Raw genomic sequence first — 17772 nt, forward strand, 5'->3', positions numbered from 1 at the left:
CTCATTTCATTTATAGTAAAAAGTGCTCTATACTATAAAATGTAGACAAACTATGCAACGTACGTTGTCCAACAAAATTCCACATATATGGAGAGGAGTTTATTACACTATGCGCTACGTTATCGTAACAGGAACTTCACAAGGTTTAGGTGAGGCAATCGCCGCGCAATTGTTAGAAGAAAACACGAGTATCATCTCTATTTCTAGAAGAGAAAATAAAGAGCTTACTAAACTCGCAGAACAATATAACAGCAAATGCATTTTCCATCCCTTAGATCTTCAAGATGTACATAATTTAGAAACTAACTTTAACGAAATCATTTCATCTATTAAAGAAGACAATGTATCTTCTATTCATTTAATTAATAATGCGGGTACAGTTGCACCTATGAAGCCGATTGAAAAAGCAGAAAGCGACCAATTCATTACGAACGTTCACATTAATTTACTTGCACCGATGATCCTTACTTCCGCTTTCATGAAACATACGAAAGACTGGAAAGTAGATAAACGCGTTATAAATATTTCATCTGGCGCAGGAAAAAATCCTTATTTCGGATGGGGAGCTTATTGTACAACGAAAGCCGGTGTAAATATGTTTACACAGTGCGTAGCTACTGAAGAAGTGGAGAAAGAATATCCTGTAAAAACTGTCGCTTTCGCACCTGGTGTTGTTGATACAAATATGCAAGCACAAATTCGTGAAACAAATAAGGAAGACTTTATTAACTTAGATCGATTCACCGCATTAAAAGAAGAAGGAAAGCTACTGTCACCTGAATATGTTGCGAAAGCTATTCGTAACTTACTAGAAACTGAGAATTTCCCGCAGGGTGAAGTAATTCGAATTGATGAATAACAAAGAGGCACGCTATAATAGCGTGCCTTTTCATTCTATTTCTCTAAAAATATGAGTACAGACTCCATCATCTTCTCATAACCAATCTCTTGATAAATTTTATTTGATGTTGGATTTGCCAGGTCCGTATATAATGTCGTTGTTTTGTAGCCTTCATCTAACATACGTTGACTAAGTGCAGCGATACAACTAGATGCGTACCCTTTTTTCCGAGCTTCTTTCGGTGTATATACGAAATTAACTGTTATATTGTTTGTAGTCGGTCTCGTTTTTGCAGCTACAGAAACAATCTTCCCGTCTACTTCTAAACCAAATAGACGATGATTAGTAATTAATGTATGAGCAGTTTGTTTCGCTTCTTCTTTCGTAGTAGGAAGCTTCACATCTTCGCAAAATTGATATATCCACTGCTCTATTAATGTTAGCTCATCACTACTTACTTCTCGAAAGATTCCATCTCCGTTCCACTTTTTCTTTACTTGTTTTAATTCATATATACCTTGCTCCATTGCAATATTAGTTTTCTTATTCTCTAACACTGCAATCTCTTCCGCTAATTTCTGTACGATTTTTTTATTACCAATCAATCCAGGAATATTTGGATATACTTTCGTTAACTCTTTTGCAAGTTCCTTAATAGCTACTGCCGAAATCTCAGACGTAGCAACAATTATTTGTTTCTTTTCTTCTGTTTGAAGAAATACAGCTGCAATTTCTTCCTCTTGTTTTGCTACTCCTATAAATATCGGTTCTTGGACCATTTGTAATACACCTAATATGAGATTATTTTCCTGCTCATTCTTCTCTAAAAATGGTGTAACCTCTTCTGTAAAATTAAGAATCTCTTCATATACATGTAGTTGAATCATCGACAATCTCTTCCCTCGATTTATATTTAAATTAAGTATTGGCGATTAATTCATTAAATCCTTCTTTTACGATTCAATAATATTCGAAGCTAACGTATTCAAATCATTTTCAGCTTGTAAAATTCTTTGTTTTTCCTTTTCAAATACCTCTTCTTCTTTTTGAAATGACTCTTTTCGATTTTTAATCATACGCTCCATCTCTTTTTTACTCGGTCCACCATATACATTTCTTTTTTGAATAAAAGCTTCTGGCGATATAATTTCTTTCCACTCTTCTTCTAATAAATTTACTTTCAAATTTTCTTGTAAGTATACATTTATATCTTTGAAATTTAATTCATGTAACTCCTTTTTCTGCTCCAATGACATATTCGCAATCGCACTTGCTGCATGATGTGCATGCCGAAATGGTATTTCATAGTTTTTTGTTAAAACATCTGCGAAATCTGTAATCGTAATCGCGTGTTTATATGAACGACTTTTTAACGTTTCCTCTTCTACTTTCATCGTTCGAATAACTGCGTTCATCATACAAAAAACACGAATCGCTTTTTCGATTCCTTTATATAAATACGGCTGCAAGTCATCCTCCGTATCGACAATATCGCCAAATGGTGTATTATGAATCATTTGAAATACAGTAAATGCTTCCCCTAAAGCACTACTCGTAATAGCACGGGCATGTTCTATTGAAACAGGATTTCGTTTTTGCGGCATAATACTACTTATTTGCACATATGGCTTCGCTACAGTAATCCCATCATATTCTTTCGTCGCTAATAGTAAAAAATCATGAATCCACCTACTCGTATTCGTCATAATTACCATTAGTAACGAGCTAACTTCTAATAAATAATCCGCTCCAGCAACAGCATCATATGAGTTCTCAATTACATTTGTAAACCCAAGTAACTGCGCCACTCGTTCTCGCTTAATTGGGAAGCTTGTTGTAGAAAGGGCAGCTGCCCCCATTGGAGAATGATTTAAAAGATGATACGCTTTTTTCATTCTTTCTAAATCTCGTTGCATCGTATCGTAAATTGCCAAAACATAATGACCAAATGTTGTCGGCTGCGCTGGTTGGGTATGTGTATACGCGGGCATAATTGTTTCCATATGTTCACTGGCGAGCTCCAGCATACTTTCTTGCAGCAATAAATGATGTTCCATTAACCGCAATACAAATTGCCGTAAACTCATGCGATACATCGTTACACCCATATCATTTCTACTTCTACCGATATGCATATTACTTACAAATTCACACTTTGCTTCTTGAGAAAGCAAATGTTCAACTAAGAAAAAAAGATCTTCATGCTGCTCCGTATATAATAATCTATCCTTGGGAATTGCCTCTACCTTTTTAAGTGCTGCTAGTATAACTTTAGCTTCTTCTCTTTTCATCAACTTTTCTTCAGTTAACATAATAATATGTGCCCTATGCACTTGAAACATATCTTTCAATAAATAATTGCGTTGAAAATCAAATACATGCTGTAATACACAATCCACATATGTTTTCCCAGGGAAATCAGCGCCTTCACTCTTTATAAACTCTTCTTTACTCTGTTTCATCACCTTTTCCCCTCTCACCTAAGTATTACTACCCATCATACCCAGGGATGGCAAAAAAGTGCTTGTACGTAAAAATAAACTCGGTGCTTATAGCACCGAGTTTATTTAATAAAAGTCGCATCATACTTATCACTTTGCAACACTTGGAAATGTAAATTTGCTAAGTGTTTACGTATTTCAGCACTGTCATCTTCATTTAAATTATTTGCTAAGAAAACAATTTCTGTACAGTTTCCGCGTTTATCCATTGCATAAACTGCTTTAGTTACCGTCCATGGTGTATAACCATTCTTTTGTCCAGCATGCCTGAATGTTTTACGATATTTCTTTGCGCTCATATCTGTTTCAACGATATTCGCCCACACTTTTTCTTCAGCTTCTGTAAGACCACCCTTATGATTTGCCTTTTGAAGCAATACCATATAATCATTTGCCGAAGCAGCAGGCAATCTATCCGACCAAATTTTGTCGTATCGTTCCTCTAAATAAAGAGGAATTTCCTTCTGTAATAATGGTCCCTTCTTTTTTAAGCGTTCATGAATAATCATGGCATACTCTCGATATTGCTCTTGGGACATTTCTTTTAACTTTTTCTCTATTTTATATTTTGGAACATGTAATTCTTTATGCAAATATCCTGGAATATATAATGATGAAACAATCGGAAATAGTGGTTGGTGTGCAGGGAGCGATAAGCTTTGTAAATTTCGATTAATGTTATCTAGCCCTAACAATTCCATTAAATATTCAGTATTTGCATTTGAACTGAACTTAACCATTCCTTTTGCAACTTCTTCTAAAGAAACCGCTCCTTCAGTTATCTTCCCTGTTTTTTGCAAATAATTTTGCCACCTGTCTTGTGCACCACCATCTGTATTTGGTACATAATAACGATTCACATCATTAATTGAGACGAAACTAGACGGATCAATTTTCCCTTCGGTAACTTGTTTCGTATATTCAAGCGCCACAATTAATTTCATCGTACTAGCAACTGGCAATACAACATTTGGATTTACAGAATAAACAACTTTATCATTTCTCTTTACTAGAAGCGCGCTATTTTTTTCATCTTTATGTTCTTCAATAAAGGATGCTATATATTCCGCATCATCATTATTTGAACTCCAAACTTTTTTCACTAAAAAGTTACCTGATATTAGCAAAACAAAAATACCCACAACCACTGCGCATACTATAGTTTTTTTCAAGTAAAATTCCTCTCCTATTGTGTAACTCTTCTCTATTTATCTTTTAAAAACAAAATAATGGAGATGATTATTTAAATAATCATCTCCATTATTTTAACTTGTATGTTCCTATTATGTCTACGTCATAATTTTCACAAAATCCTCTAGAAACTTTTTATAATGTAAAGACCAGCCAATTTTAACCCAATTTTTCAACGCTTTTGCTTCAGGTTGCGGGCGAAAATCAGCGATACTTTCCCCTTTCGCAACTCCAACCGTATCTACATCAACACGACGATACACGTAATCTAAAAGAGATGGATTTGCCGCTACCATCATTGTAACAACGTCATGTACTGGACTACCTGTTATTTTGGGATTTAACTTTTTATAAGCTTTATAATAATACGTAAATATCGGTTCGATTAACTTATTAAAACTTGTTTTAGAGTTTTTCGTAATATATTTTACCATCTCTGGTGTAATAATTGCTTCGGATGTAACGTTAAGCGGCACTACTGTCACATTTTTTGCATTTTGCATAACTAATTGTGACGCAATAGGATCACCATGAAAATTCGCCTCTGCGACTGGTGTAACATTTCCAGGCATTAAGAACGCACCGCCCATTATATAATATTCTTTCACATACTTCATCATCGGTTTTTCTAAAATAAAAGCTGTTGCCAATGTTGTTGACCTACCAGCATCAACAATAATTAATTCTCCTTTATACTTTTCAAGAATATCGAAAAATGCACAAAAGGGTTTTATATTTGGTGAAAAAGCTTTTGGGGGTTTAATAGGTCCTAAGCCATCTACGCCGTGAATTTCTGGATAATACGTCACAAAATCACCAGACAAAGGTATTTTAGCACCATTAATAACAGGTATATCTTCCCTGCCAGCTATTTGCAATAAATACGCCGCATTACTCGTCGCCTTTTCCTGCGTTACATTCCCATATCCAGTTACTACTCCAACAATATCAATATCAGGATGCAATAATCCATACATAATTGCTAAAGAGTCATCAATTCCTGGGTCTCCTAAAAATAATATTTTTTTCATAGACCTCAACTCCATCCCATCAATTGTTATTACTTTATGAATACATGACGGAATACAGAATGAAAAAGATAAATTTTGTATAAACAAAAAACGTAGGAACTTCATATTAGAAATCCCTACGTTTTTCTATATTTTTATGCTACTTTTTTCATCGTAACCATACTACCAATTATATAAGAGATAAATGCAAAGCAAATCGGGAAAACAACTGTATGTATACCGAATGGATTAGGGTAGCAAAGGTGAATAAACATATAGGAACCTACTCCAACTAAAATAGATGCGAGAGCTCCAGTTGCATTTCCTTTTTTCCAATATAAACCTAACACAATCGGCCAAATGAACGCTGCTTCTAAACCACCGAAAGAAAATAAATTTAACCAAATTAAAAAGTCTGGTGGCTTAATAGCGGCAGCATATACGAGTAATCCTACGATACCAGTAATCAATAGGCTACCTTTCTTTATCGTACTATCCGCGGCATCTTTATTTATGTAGTTCACATATATATCTTTAATAATTGACGAACTTACAAGTAATAATAATGAGTTCACAGTAGACATTATCGCTGCCATTGGTGCAGCTAAGAAAACTCCAGCTAACCAAGGTGGCAACACTTCCATCGCGAGTAGCGGCATTACTTTATCTGGTACCGTTATGCCTGGAAGGACTACTCTTGCAAACACACCTGTTAAATGCATACCAATCATAATCGTACCGACGACAACCGTTCCAATGATTAATGCTTGGTGCATAGCTTTTGAATTTTTATAAGACATAGCACGCACACTAATTTGCGGTAATCCAACGACACCAATCCCAATTAAAATCCAAAATGATGTGACATATGATTTCGTTAAACTTCCATCCGCTCCGAACGGTGTTATTAAATTCGGATTAATTTGAATAAGTTCCTGCATAATCTTTTCAACTCCGCCACCAGCAATGACAGTAGCAATTAAAATGATTGTTGTTCCGACTAACATAATGATTCCTAATAACGTATCTGATAAAGCGACTGCACGAAATCCACCAATTAACACATACACAAGTACAGAAAATGTAAATAAAAATAGTGCCGTTGTGTAGGAAAGTCCTGTTAGCGACTCAATTAATCGTCCTCCGCCAACCCACTGGGCTACTGTTGCTGAGAACAAAAAGATTATAATACATAAAGCAGAAAGAACAACTACCGCTTTATTATTGTATCTGCCCTTTAAATAATCAATAAGCGTAATTGCTTCCATCTTTCTAGCGATAATAGCAAACTTTTTACCAATAACCGTTAAAACGATATATCCTGTTACAACTTGAATCGCTGATAACAGCACCCATCCAAGACCCATATTGTAAGCAATACCAGGCCCGCCGATAAAGCTACTTGCACTACCGTACGTAGCAATCATCGTCATAGCTAATAATAAGCCACCAAGTTCACGCCCACCAAGAAAATATTCTTGTAAAAATTTATTATTAGCGGTTGCTTGTACACGTCTTGATGCATATACACCAATTAAAAACACAACGATAAAAGAAATTATCATTGGGATTATTACATACCAATTCATCTATCATTCCTCACTTTTTTCTTCCTCATCGAGTGAAATATCTTGAAATAAAAAACGAACAACTAAAATAAGCAAAATAACCATTACGATAAATCCAACGATACAGCTATAAAAAAACCATGCTGGAAAACCTAATACATATGTATATTCACTCGGATCCTTACTTCCAAGCCCATAAGCAAATCCATACCATATTATAAAATTAATAATAGCTAATCCAAGACCAATTAACGCTTCTCTATGGGCAACTCGAAAGCGCGGATCATCATGATAATTCTTCATTTTCCCCCTCCTCTCACGATGTATAATTGTACCACTGTTTTTCTAGTTTTTCCTACTAGAAAACAAAAACGCGCAGGATTTTTTGTAATTATATAGAATACAATGTTTCATTACATATTTTTTACAATTGTAACGAAAATGAAATTTGAATTTTCAGCATTTTTTATTTATGATTTTAAGTAGAGGCTTTTCATCTAGTTCCCACATCCTTGATTTCGGAATAAACGCCGTCTCGTACTGCGTTTAAATTATATTTTCAAGGGGGTTATACAATGAGTCAACTAGCTGTAAATCTTCATGAAAAGGTAGAGAAATTTCTTCAAGGCACAAAGAAACTATATGTGAACGGAGCGTTCATTGAAAGCGCTTCCGGAAAAACATTTAAAACTCCTAACCCAGCAACTGGTGAAACACTCGCTATCGTTGCTGAAGCTGGTCGCGAAGACATTCATAAAGCTGTGGTAGCTGCTCGAATGGCTTTCGATGAAGGTCCTTGGTCACGCATGAGCACTGCTGAACGCAGCCGTCTTATGTACAAGCTCGCTGATTTAATGGAAGAGCATAAAGAAGAGCTCGCACAGCTCGAAACGTTAGATAACGGAAAGCCAATCCGTGAAACAATGGCGGCAGACATACCACTTGCAATTGAGCATATGCGCTATTATGCTGGCTGGGCGACGAAAATTGTTGGTCAAACAATTCCTGTTTCCGGTGATTACTTTAACTATACACGCCATGAGGCTGTTGGTGTCGTCGGTCAAATTATCCCTTGGAACTTCCCACTTCTTATGGCAATGTGGAAAATGGGAGCTGCGCTTGCTACAGGATGTACAATCGTTTTAAAACCTGCAGAACAAACTCCACTATCCGCTCTATACTTAGCTGAATTAATTGAAGAAGCTGGATTCCCGAAAGGTGTTATTAATATCGTTCCTGGATTCGGTGAATCAGCTGGACAAGCACTTGTTAATCATCCACTCGTTGATAAAATTGCATTTACTGGTTCTACTCCAGTCGGTAAACAAATTATGCGACAAGCATCTGAATCATTAAAACGCGTTACATTAGAACTTGGTGGTAAATCACCAAATATTATTTTACCAGACGCTGACTTATCTCGAGCGATTCCAGCTGCGCTTTCTGGCGTTATGTTTAACCAAGGACAAGTGTGCTGTGCTGGGTCACGCTTATTTATTCCGAAGAAAATGTACGATAATGTCATGGCTGATCTCGTTCTATATTCAAAAAAATTAACTCAAGGCGCTGGTCTAAATCCAGAAACTACAATCGGACCTCTCGTTTCTGAAGAACAACAAAAACGTGTAATGGGTTATATTGAAAAAGGAATTGCAGAAGGTGCTGAAGTACTTTGCGGAGGAAACAAACCATTCGACCAAGGTTACTTCGTTTCTCCTACAGTATTCGCTGATGTAAATGATGAGATGACGATCGCAAAAGAAGAAATTTTCGGTCCAGTTATTTCTGCAATACCTTTTAACGATATTGATGAAGTAATTGAACGTGCAAATAAATCACAATTCGGCTTAGCGGCTGGTGTGTGGACAGAAAATGTTAAAACAGCACACTATGTTGCAAGTAAAGTACGTGCTGGTACTGTATGGGTAAACTGTTATAACGTCTTTGATGCAGCATCTCCATTTGGAGGATTTAAACAATCCGGTCTTGGCCGCGAAATGGGATCTTACGCGCTGAACAACTATACAGAAGTGAAGAGCGTTTGGATTAACTTAAATTAACGAGAAAGAACCTGACCTACTCGGTCAGGTTCTTTTCATTATGTATTCATTTACACTTGCAACCCACCGCTCACATTTAATACCTCTCCTGTAATGTAAGACGCATACTCTGATGCTAAAAAGGCAGCTGCGTTTGCAATATCTTCCGGCGTTCCGATTCTTCCAACTGGAATCGCTCCAACCATTTTCTCTTTTACTTTATCCGGTATTGTTTTTGTCATATCAGTATCCATAAACCCTGGACAAATCGCATTACACGTAATACCAAAACTTCCAACCTCTTTCGCTGCTGTTTTTGTTAAGCCTACAACCCCTGCTTTTGTAGCCGCATAATTTGCTTGTCCAATATTTCCTTCCCTACTAATAGAAGAAATATTAATAATCCGTCCATACTGTTGTTGTCTCATATAAAGAAGTGCTGGCTGCATACAATAAAAAACGCCAGTTAAGTTCACTTGTAATACTTGTTCCCAAGCAGACTTCTCCATCTTATGTAACATTGCATCTTTTGTAATCCCAGCGTTATTCACTAAAATATGTAATGTACCAAATTTTTGCACCGCATATTCAATTAACGACTTCGCTTCATTTTGATTACTCACATCACATCGATATAAACTCACATCATACCCTTCATCTGATAATTCACGTGTCGTTTCTTGTAGCTTCTCTTCATTTACATCACTAATTAATACTTTGGCCCCTAGTTTTGCAAAAACTCGTGCGATTTCTTTTCCAATCCCCTGCGCAGCACCCGTTACAACAGCTGTTTTCCCATTCAACAATTCCATCTCTATCCCCCATTTCTATTAGTTATATTGTATATTTCGGCTCTATGCTTTCCAAATCCTCTTTGTATAAAAAAGTCTATTTGTGTCAAACTAACTTTGCAACGCCGCATAAAACACAAGGAGATTGTGTCGAATGAAAAAAAAGAATGTAAATCGAAACAAAGCTGCCGATGGCATTGATGTTGAGTTCGCTCGCGAACTCGCTGACCACAATGACTTAGAAGCAAACGCACGTGCAAATGCCGCTGATGCACGTCAAAAACGCCAATCAACAGAAAAATAAGGAACTACAACGTTCCTTATTCTTTTCAACAGGGACCTACTACCCATCAAAATAAACCGAGAGTATCTCTCGGTTTATTTTCTATATTTCTTTACGTAGTGCGCTAAAGCAAGTAACGGATATATATGTCCATAACTATGATAGCGAATATAAAAGCCCCCCGGTAACCCTGTACCAGTAGGATATTTTTCATTCATAGTAGATTGCGCGAGCAAATATGAAATTCCTTTTCGAATAATCGGTGTTTCTTGATCGTAGTAAGAAATGAGTGCATCAAGTGCCCACGCTGTTTGTGACGGCGTACTAAAAGGTAAAGAAATAAATTTTTTCTCTACACTACTTTGACAGGATTCTCCCCACCCTCCGTCTTCATGCTGCAAATGTTCGAGCCATGAAGCTGCTTTTTTCAACGATGGATGAGTAGAAGGCACTCCTAATGCACGTAAGCCTGTCATCGTTGCCCATGTCCCATATATATAACATATCCCCCATTTTCCATACCATGATCCATTCTGTTCCTGTACATCCATTAACCATTTGATAGCTTTCTTTTTTTGCTCTTCAAGCAATTCATTCGGTGCATACGTTCCGAATAATTCTAACACCCTACCTGTAATATCTGGTGTGGACGGATCGGTTATCATATCACTCGCATTTTCAATCGGCAAATTCGATAGTAACTTGCTCGTTACCCCTCGTTCAAAAGCTCCCCAGCCTCCATCATTGTTTTGCAATCCTTTTACCCATTCCACACCTCTTCCCCACGCATCATCTACTCTATCATTCCCTCTACTTCGCGCTAACGCTCTAAGGGCAGCTGTAGTATCGTCTATATCAGGGATCGTCGTATTAACATCTGAAAATCCCCAACCGCCAGCTACAAGTGATGATGCATGTACGCTCCAATCTCCCTTTTTAGTTTGTTGTTTTTGCAATAAATACTCCGTCGCCCTTTGAATCATCTTATTTTCATTTGTAACTTTAGCTTCTTGCAATGAATAGCTAAGTAAAGCGGTATCCCATACGGTAGAAGGAGAATTTTGCAAATGACTTCCTCTGTCCATCTTCCATATATAAGATTTTAATCCTGTCACAGCTTTCTCAATAATTGGAGACTGAATAGAGTGCCCTAATGCAAGCAAAGCATAAATCATATAAAACGTAGCACTGGCGTAACTATATAATGTTCCATTTTCATCTATACGCTCCTTCATAAAGCGCTCTACTTCTTCGTATCCTTTATGATGTAACGATAATGGATAAGATATTACCTTTTTCACATCACCTAACAACGATTGAAACAGCGGAGACCGCTCCTCTCGAAACCATTGCCCACCCCCACCTGCAATATGATTTAAATTTGGCAATAACTTTTTCTCTACACGGAATCTCTTATTCATACAAATCATCATCGGAATTAAATGTATACGCGCTGAGCTGCTTAGCCCAAATATACTGAGGGGGGAGTCATCTTTTAAAAATAAGATTGGCGTTGGAAAGTGAAAAAGCGCAGGAAATTCATATTCTCCATGAATCGCTAATAAAAATTTCGTCATAAAATGAGCACGAGAAACTCCCCCGTGTTCCTTAATAAACATTTCAGCTCGCCTCATATTCATATCTTCTTTCGAATATTTTTCCGAAGCAAGTAAAGCAGCATATGCTTGAATCGTCGCGGATAAATTCCCTCCCTTTTCATCTTCGTATAATTTCCAAGTCCCTTCATTTGTTTGAAGAGATACTAACCTTTTCACAAACGGTTCTATTTCGTCATTTCGCCCTAATAATTTGAGTAAAAAAATCATGTGACAATCCGTTAGCAAAGCTCCTTCAAAACAAAATTGCCACGTTCCGTCTTGCCTTTGCATCGTTTGAAGTGCAGTCGTTCTCCGATCTATCTCCTCATGCACTTTGTCATATAGTAGCACACCGCTCACCCACCCTTTCTAAGTCCGTATACGATATTCGAAAACTCATCTAAATATGTATGAAAACAAAGAAAAGCAGAACGTGTATTACACACATCCTGCTTACAAACAATACCCAACCCCGACAACAATTCCTAATAGTGCACCAACAACAACTTGATACGGTGTATGTCCAACGAGCTCATTTAACTTTTTATATTCTGTTTGTCTACCATGAAAAAAATCATTCAATATTTTCGCTTGCTTACTTACCGCAAGCCTTACTCCTGAAGCATCGTACATAACAATAATGGCAAAAATAGCGGCAACCGCAAATATTGGACTCTCCACACCTTCCACCACTCCGACACCTGTAGCAAGTGCAGTAACAGTCGAAGCATGCGAACTTGGCATTCCACCTGAAGCAAAGAACTTAGCAAAATCAAACTCGCCTGTTTTTATTAATTTAAAAACGACTTTCGTTAACTGTGCTAAAAACCAAGAAATTATAGCTGCTATAAGTGGATCATTATGTAAAATTGTTTCCATGTTTTTCAGCTCCTCACTGACTATAATGGAATTTCTATATAATATAAGTATAAAGAAAAATGCGTAGAAAATACTACGCATTATGATACTTTTGCTGATTTATTTTTAATGAATTTTGGTTGCTTCTGTAGTAGAAACTTTGTTTTCGCCATTGAAAAGACAAATAAAGCAATCCATATACAGAAAAACGCAATCATATGAGTAGATGTGAAATGTTCACCAAAAACGAACACACCTAAAATTAAACTAATAGTCGGCGCGATGTATTGTAAAAACCCTATCATATAGAGCGGAATAAGTTGTGCTCCTTTAGCAAAATAAAAGAGTGGTAACGCTGTAACAATACCTGCCCCTATTAAAAGAAACGTTGATATTGCCGAAATAGAACCGAACGAACCAAAGCCATGAACTCCTGTCATAAACAAATATATAAGTGCAAATGGCGTCACTAACATCGTTTCCATCGTAAGCCCAATTGTTGCATCATAATTTAATAATTTTTTCGTTAATCCATATAATCCAAATGAAAAAGCAAGTGAAAGAGAGACCCATGGAATTGATCCGAAACGTATCGTTAAAATAACAACGCCCAATCCAGCTAAACCAACCGCAACATATTGCCAAAAATTAAGCTTCTCTTTTAAAACAACTGTACCAAGTAAAATACTTATAAGTGGATTAATATAATACCCAAGACTTGCTTCGATTACATGGTTATGATTTACGGCCCATATGTATACAAACCAGTTTCCACTAATAAGTACCGAAGCGATTGTTAATGACATTAATAATTTAGGTCGTTTAAAAAGGGCCACTAACTCCCCACCAAACTGACGAAACCTCTTCGTTACTCCTAAAACTAACAACATAAAAACAAATGCCCAAACGATGCGATGCGCTAATATTTCATCTGCCGGTACTTCCTCCACCCATTTCCAATAAATCGGAAGGACTCCCCACATCGTATACGCACCTGCTGCATATATAATCCCCTGCTTTTGCTCTGCTGTTTGACTCCCCATCTTCCTTTTTCTCCTCTTCTCTTTTTTTCTTCATTATAAAGTCTCACATGCTTACTTTACCAATATTCAATCTGCATTTCTTTCGACATTCCTTTTGCAAATCCTTTATATGTATAAAAACACTCCTACTGTTATAATAACGAGCACTGGAATACCGAAGACAAATTTACTTTTATGTGTCTTATGATGAAACATATACATACCAACCCAAGCTCCAACCGCTCCTCCAGCTGCAGCTGATAAAAACAACGTACTTTCTGGCGTTCTCCACTGCTTTTTCTTCGCTTTTCGCTTATCAAGCCCCATCATACTAAATGCTATAACGTTAATAATAATAAAGTATATCCATTTCATCTTATTCTCTCCCTTAAAAAATTCGCTTTATTGTAACACGAAAAAACCACGCAGGCGAGTAGCCTGCATGGTTTTATAATTCAGTCTCTTGATTTTCTTGTTCTTTCTGTTCTTCCATTTGTTGTTCAGCGATTTCCGCTGAAATCATTCCATAATAAATTTCTGGATATAATCCAAATATTTGATATACACTTCCTAAAAATGGCATCGGAATCCCTCATTTCTAAAGTTGTATTGTCATTCTTAAGGATTCCCTTTTCACTCATTATACATTCGTTTTTGGCACTTCTTCTTCATCGGGAACATGTAATATATTTTGCCATTTTTTATAAGGCGCACTATTTGGATCCACATACCCTTTCGCATACGAACGATCCCACAATTGTTTCATAAACATCTCTTTCTCTTTCTTCGCAACCATATCTGCACCTGTTCCGTAATAGTTTTGGAAATACAGCTCAATTTCATCAAGGAATAGCCTTAACAAATCGTCAGATGTTTCCTCTAACGTCGGGTCATATTTTGCCTCACGGTCATACATTAAAATCATATCTAAAATATTATGAACATGCTCTTTACGGAGCCATCTTATATCTTGAGCGCCTAATACAAATGCATGTGTATATAAATGTCCACCTTGTATCATTGCCTTTTCTTGTTCTTCTTCAAATCGTGACAAGATGTTTTCATAAATAAACGGATTATGAAGCAATGCTCTGTGCAACTTATAACTTTCACTTGAAATATTTTTCCCCATCGACTGAATTAAAAAGCTACGGCCAACACCGTTATATTGATACACGAACTGTCCATCAACAGCCACTAGGCTAATCCAGCGATACATATACGCGTACAGAAGAGCACGATTACATTTATCGTAATCTAACTTCGTTTGCGTTGCATTCAAGTCTGGCATAAAGGCTGGTAAGTGCCAATATTTATCTAAATGCGGCGTCAAACTAGATTTTTTACTATTTAATTTGTTCACGCGGCGATAATACGATTGAAAATAATCACCTTTATCGTTCATAAAGCCATTCGCAATATGTCCAGATGAAAGCTTAGGAAAATCTTGTAGCGATAATCCGTAATGAGCACGATAACAAATCACTTCAAATGGTGAAAACGCCTCGTTTACCGTATCTTTTTCTTTAAACATTTCTTGCAATAACTCTTCTTGCAATTCTTGTTTTAAAGAAGGATGTACGCCCCAATATTGTAACTCTCTATGATGAGAAACTTTCGGAACGAACGGACTTGCTAAATGGAAAAGATCTTCAATTTTTTCACGAACGTATTCATCACGATCACGTTTCTTGAAATCTGCTTCTTTTCGCAATGCTTCAACGATATTAAGCTCTAGTTTGTCACGATAGCGCACTTGAAGTTCGTCATAACAATAACTCAATATATGTTCACGATAGAAGTCTTCCACCTTTTTCGACTGAATTTCTTCGGCTTTCGCATCACGACAATATTCCCCGTACAAGCTCATATAAATTTCGGACGATATATCTTTCGGTAATACACCTAAATTTAAATGCTGCTGCATATCTTGCCAAATCTTTTCTTGCAATTTCTCTTCAGCTAATACGTATACATTCGTCGGGTTCGTTTTCCCCTCAAATTCCTTGCTTCGCTTTTGGATTTCAAACAATAAATTTTCACGTGTTTCGTGTAAATTATCAAAGAACCTTTCCCAATATTGAATCATTTTATCAACTGCTTGGTATAGCGATTGATACACGAGTTCTAATAACATTTCTTTACGATACTCACTTAATTTGTGGACATATTGCGTTACGATATCTTCAAATTCTTTTTTGAACACACGTTGCTGATTGTAAAACATTTTCCCGACCCAGCCTTGTTGCTGCGCAATTTCAACGCGGCGAACAGCCGTTACCGTTCCATCAATATTACTCACATTAAATTTCTTATCGTAGTTTTGAATTAAATTACGCTTTTGTTCATTATTTTCATGCAGTCGATTCATCTTCTCTACTAACTGCTTTCGAATTTCATACAGCATAAAACGTGCTGCGACTGGATGGACAGGATCCGTTTTCTTTAAAAACCATGTATTTAATTGATAAGACTGTCCTTCTGAGCCACTCGGTGTAAAACGATCTGATTCGATCATGTCATATAAAAGAGTAGTCACATGCTCATGTACACGGCTCGGAATGGCATAAGCATATAAACGAACCGCATGATCAACTCTCGCTACTTCCCCCTTCATTTGTTCCATCATTTTAAGCTTCGCAGCCGATATTTTGCACTCATGCTGCAGGCGGTTTAATTCCTCATCTTTTTGCACTGTACGGTGTACGTAACTCTCTACAGCATCTAAAAACAATTTTGATTTTGCAACACCGAGCTTACCAGCCTCTGCCCCTTCACGTGTTTCATGATACATTTGTCTATAAAAAATATGAGCTTGTTCTGGCCGAGTAGCAAGATGCTCTAAGTCTTCTAAATAACTTTTCCCGCGCTCTGGCTTTTCACGCTGCATACCACGTTTTACATCTTGATCGTATCTTTGCTTCTTCTCTTGAAACAGTTGATCTAAATGAAGCCACGATTCATCTAAACCTTGCACCGCCCATTTTAAAGCACAGTATTTCAAAACGTGCTCATACGGATAAATGAGCTTCGCCGTTCCTGCTCCGCAATATCTCCCTTTCCCACTCGATTCTGCCAATTGCTGAATTTGATTATCTTCTTGTGCAAAATGATTTGCAGACATTGGACTAAATAACTGTAAATAAATCGTATTTGCCATTTGCTCCATATAATCCGATAAATTGTGCAAATGGTGCCCATGTAAATTTTCATAATCATATAAAAAACAATAATTGTACGGTAAATGATGCTGCTTTATCGTATGATTTGTTCTTCCATCTTCATCCACTTGATCAGGACGATATTCTAATTCAATCGTTACGCCGCCTCGTTTGGATAATTCACCAGTCGATCCAAGCGTAATAGCGTGCAACTCTTTTAACGATGCATAACCATTCGCTTGCACAGTTTCAAACTCTTTCGCACTAACCGTTCTCGTCTTAACTAAAACATCTGGCATTAAAAACGCACCGCGAATTAAAATGTTATGATGCTGCAATTTCTTCCGGAGCATCTCACGCAAATATAATGCGATTTGTAAAAACATCCCTGAGCCTGTTCCGCCGGCTAGTGATGTTACAATAATGACACGTACACCATATTCGGTCTGATCACTTGTAACTGGAAAAATCTTCTCGATTTCTTGCCAAAACGATGTGAGTTTATCTTCTTTCATCGCTGCACGTAACGCTAACCGTGAAATGACGCGTAACTGTCCAGCCCCTTCTGTTAACGGTTTATCAAGTATAGTCGGGTCCATCGGAAACCACTCTGGAATCGTTGGATCTCCCGCAATATACTCTCTCGGTGTTTTACTCGAGCTCGTTTGCGTCTTAAACTTCCGAATATGATCAAATTTACTCAATGTATTCACATCTGTATCAAATACATGCATCGCTACCTTTTTACGACGCTCCTCAGGTAATCTTTCATATATTTGATGTGTGACAGTACTACCGATTCCACCTAAGCCAATTAAAATTGTTGGAACTTGTAATGTCATGTGAACCACCTTCCTATTCTTGCTTGTTTGAAAAGAAGAATAAAGAGAGCCGGGCCTCCTCCGCCCC

The 17772-nt window shown here is 37.0% G+C and carries 16 protein-coding genes; 3 read left to right on the forward strand and 13 right to left on the reverse strand.

Annotated elements, in window-relative coordinates; genetic code table 11:
• Positions 1-109: 109 nt before the first annotated feature.
• Complete coding sequence (locus tag AC1DKZ_RS14270) at positions 110-859, forward strand: (S)-benzoin forming benzil reductase (protein ID WP_002137669.1); 750 nt, start codon at positions 110-112, stop codon at positions 857-859.
• A 35-nt stretch (positions 860-894) separates the two neighbouring features.
• Here AC1DKZ_RS14270 and AC1DKZ_RS14275 read toward each other — a convergent pair whose 3' ends face one another.
• From AC1DKZ_RS14275 to AC1DKZ_RS14300, 6 genes are all read right to left on the reverse strand, one after another.
• Positions 895-1728 (reverse strand): GNAT family N-acetyltransferase, encoded by an 834-nt coding sequence (locus AC1DKZ_RS14275; RefSeq protein WP_043313737.1) that lies wholly within the window; start codon positions 1726-1728, stop codon positions 895-897.
• 66 nt (positions 1729-1794) lie between these two features.
• The gene (gene argH, locus AC1DKZ_RS14280) at positions 1795-3303 is read right to left on the reverse strand and encodes an argininosuccinate lyase (RefSeq protein WP_002137671.1); all 1509 of its coding nucleotides are present in this window, start codon (positions 3301-3303) and stop codon (positions 1795-1797) included.
• A 101-nt stretch (positions 3304-3404) separates the two neighbouring features.
• Positions 3405-4514 carry a serine hydrolase gene (locus AC1DKZ_RS14285; RefSeq protein WP_002137672.1) on the reverse strand — a complete coding sequence of 370 codons (1110 nt, stop codon included), beginning with the start codon at positions 4512-4514 and terminating at the stop codon, positions 3405-3407.
• Between the two features lie 117 nt (positions 4515-4631).
• The gene (locus AC1DKZ_RS14290; protein ID WP_043313738.1) at positions 4632-5564 is read right to left on the reverse strand and encodes a nucleoside hydrolase; all 933 of its coding nucleotides are present in this window, start codon (positions 5562-5564) and stop codon (positions 4632-4634) included.
• A 134-nt stretch (positions 5565-5698) separates the two neighbouring features.
• Positions 5699-7132, reverse strand: coding sequence for a sodium/pantothenate symporter (gene panF / locus AC1DKZ_RS14295; RefSeq protein ID WP_002087740.1), 1434 nt, complete (start codon positions 7130-7132; stop codon positions 5699-5701).
• Positions 7133-7135: 3 nt separating this feature from the next.
• Positions 7136-7414 carry a YhdT family protein gene (locus tag AC1DKZ_RS14300; protein WP_002014357.1) on the reverse strand — a complete coding sequence of 93 codons (279 nt, stop codon included), beginning with the start codon at positions 7412-7414 and terminating at the stop codon, positions 7136-7138.
• A 272-nt stretch (positions 7415-7686) separates the two neighbouring features.
• Here AC1DKZ_RS14300 and dhaS point away from each other — a divergent pair, with 272 nt between their 5' ends.
• Positions 7687-9171 (forward strand): aldehyde dehydrogenase DhaS, encoded by a 1485-nt coding sequence (gene dhaS / locus AC1DKZ_RS14305; RefSeq protein WP_476996495.1) that lies wholly within the window; start codon positions 7687-7689, stop codon positions 9169-9171.
• A gap of 50 nt (positions 9172-9221) precedes the next feature.
• Here the strand turns inward: dhaS and fabG are convergent, their stop codons facing one another.
• A complete protein-coding gene (gene fabG / locus AC1DKZ_RS14310) occupies positions 9222-9962 on the reverse strand; it encodes a 3-oxoacyl-ACP reductase FabG (protein WP_002014354.1) in 741 nt (246 codons plus the stop codon).
• Positions 9963-10095: 133 nt separating this feature from the next.
• Between fabG and AC1DKZ_RS14315 the strand changes: the two genes are divergently transcribed.
• Positions 10096-10245, forward strand: coding sequence for a YfhD family protein (locus AC1DKZ_RS14315; RefSeq protein WP_002066466.1), 150 nt, complete (start codon positions 10096-10098; stop codon positions 10243-10245).
• 74 nt (positions 10246-10319) lie between these two features.
• Here the strand turns inward: AC1DKZ_RS14315 and AC1DKZ_RS14320 are convergent, their stop codons facing one another.
• From AC1DKZ_RS14320 to AC1DKZ_RS14345, 6 genes are all read right to left on the reverse strand, one after another.
• Entirely contained in the window at positions 10320-12173 is a 1854-nt protein-coding gene (locus AC1DKZ_RS14320; protein WP_476996496.1) for a terpene cyclase/mutase family protein, read from the reverse strand.
• A gap of 102 nt (positions 12174-12275) precedes the next feature.
• A complete protein-coding gene (locus tag AC1DKZ_RS14325; RefSeq protein WP_000447809.1) occupies positions 12276-12701 on the reverse strand; it encodes a divergent PAP2 family protein in 426 nt (141 codons plus the stop codon).
• A gap of 80 nt (positions 12702-12781) precedes the next feature.
• Entirely contained in the window at positions 12782-13723 is a 942-nt protein-coding gene (rarD, locus tag AC1DKZ_RS14330) for an EamA family transporter RarD (RefSeq protein ID WP_002014350.1), read from the reverse strand.
• 105 nt (positions 13724-13828) lie between these two features.
• Positions 13829-14077 carry a DUF1294 domain-containing protein gene (locus tag AC1DKZ_RS14335; protein ID WP_476996497.1) on the reverse strand — a complete coding sequence of 83 codons (249 nt, stop codon included), beginning with the start codon at positions 14075-14077 and terminating at the stop codon, positions 13829-13831.
• A 73-nt stretch (positions 14078-14150) separates the two neighbouring features.
• Positions 14151-14285 (reverse strand): hypothetical protein, encoded by a 135-nt coding sequence (locus AC1DKZ_RS14340; RefSeq protein ID WP_002014348.1) that lies wholly within the window; start codon positions 14283-14285, stop codon positions 14151-14153.
• A gap of 57 nt (positions 14286-14342) precedes the next feature.
• Entirely contained in the window at positions 14343-17705 is a 3363-nt protein-coding gene (locus tag AC1DKZ_RS14345) for a tubulin-like doman-containing protein (protein WP_476996498.1), read from the reverse strand.
• Positions 17706-17772: the final 67 nt, after the last annotated feature.

The sequence above is a fragment of the Bacillus sp. 05T21 genome, from assembly GCF_056396785.1.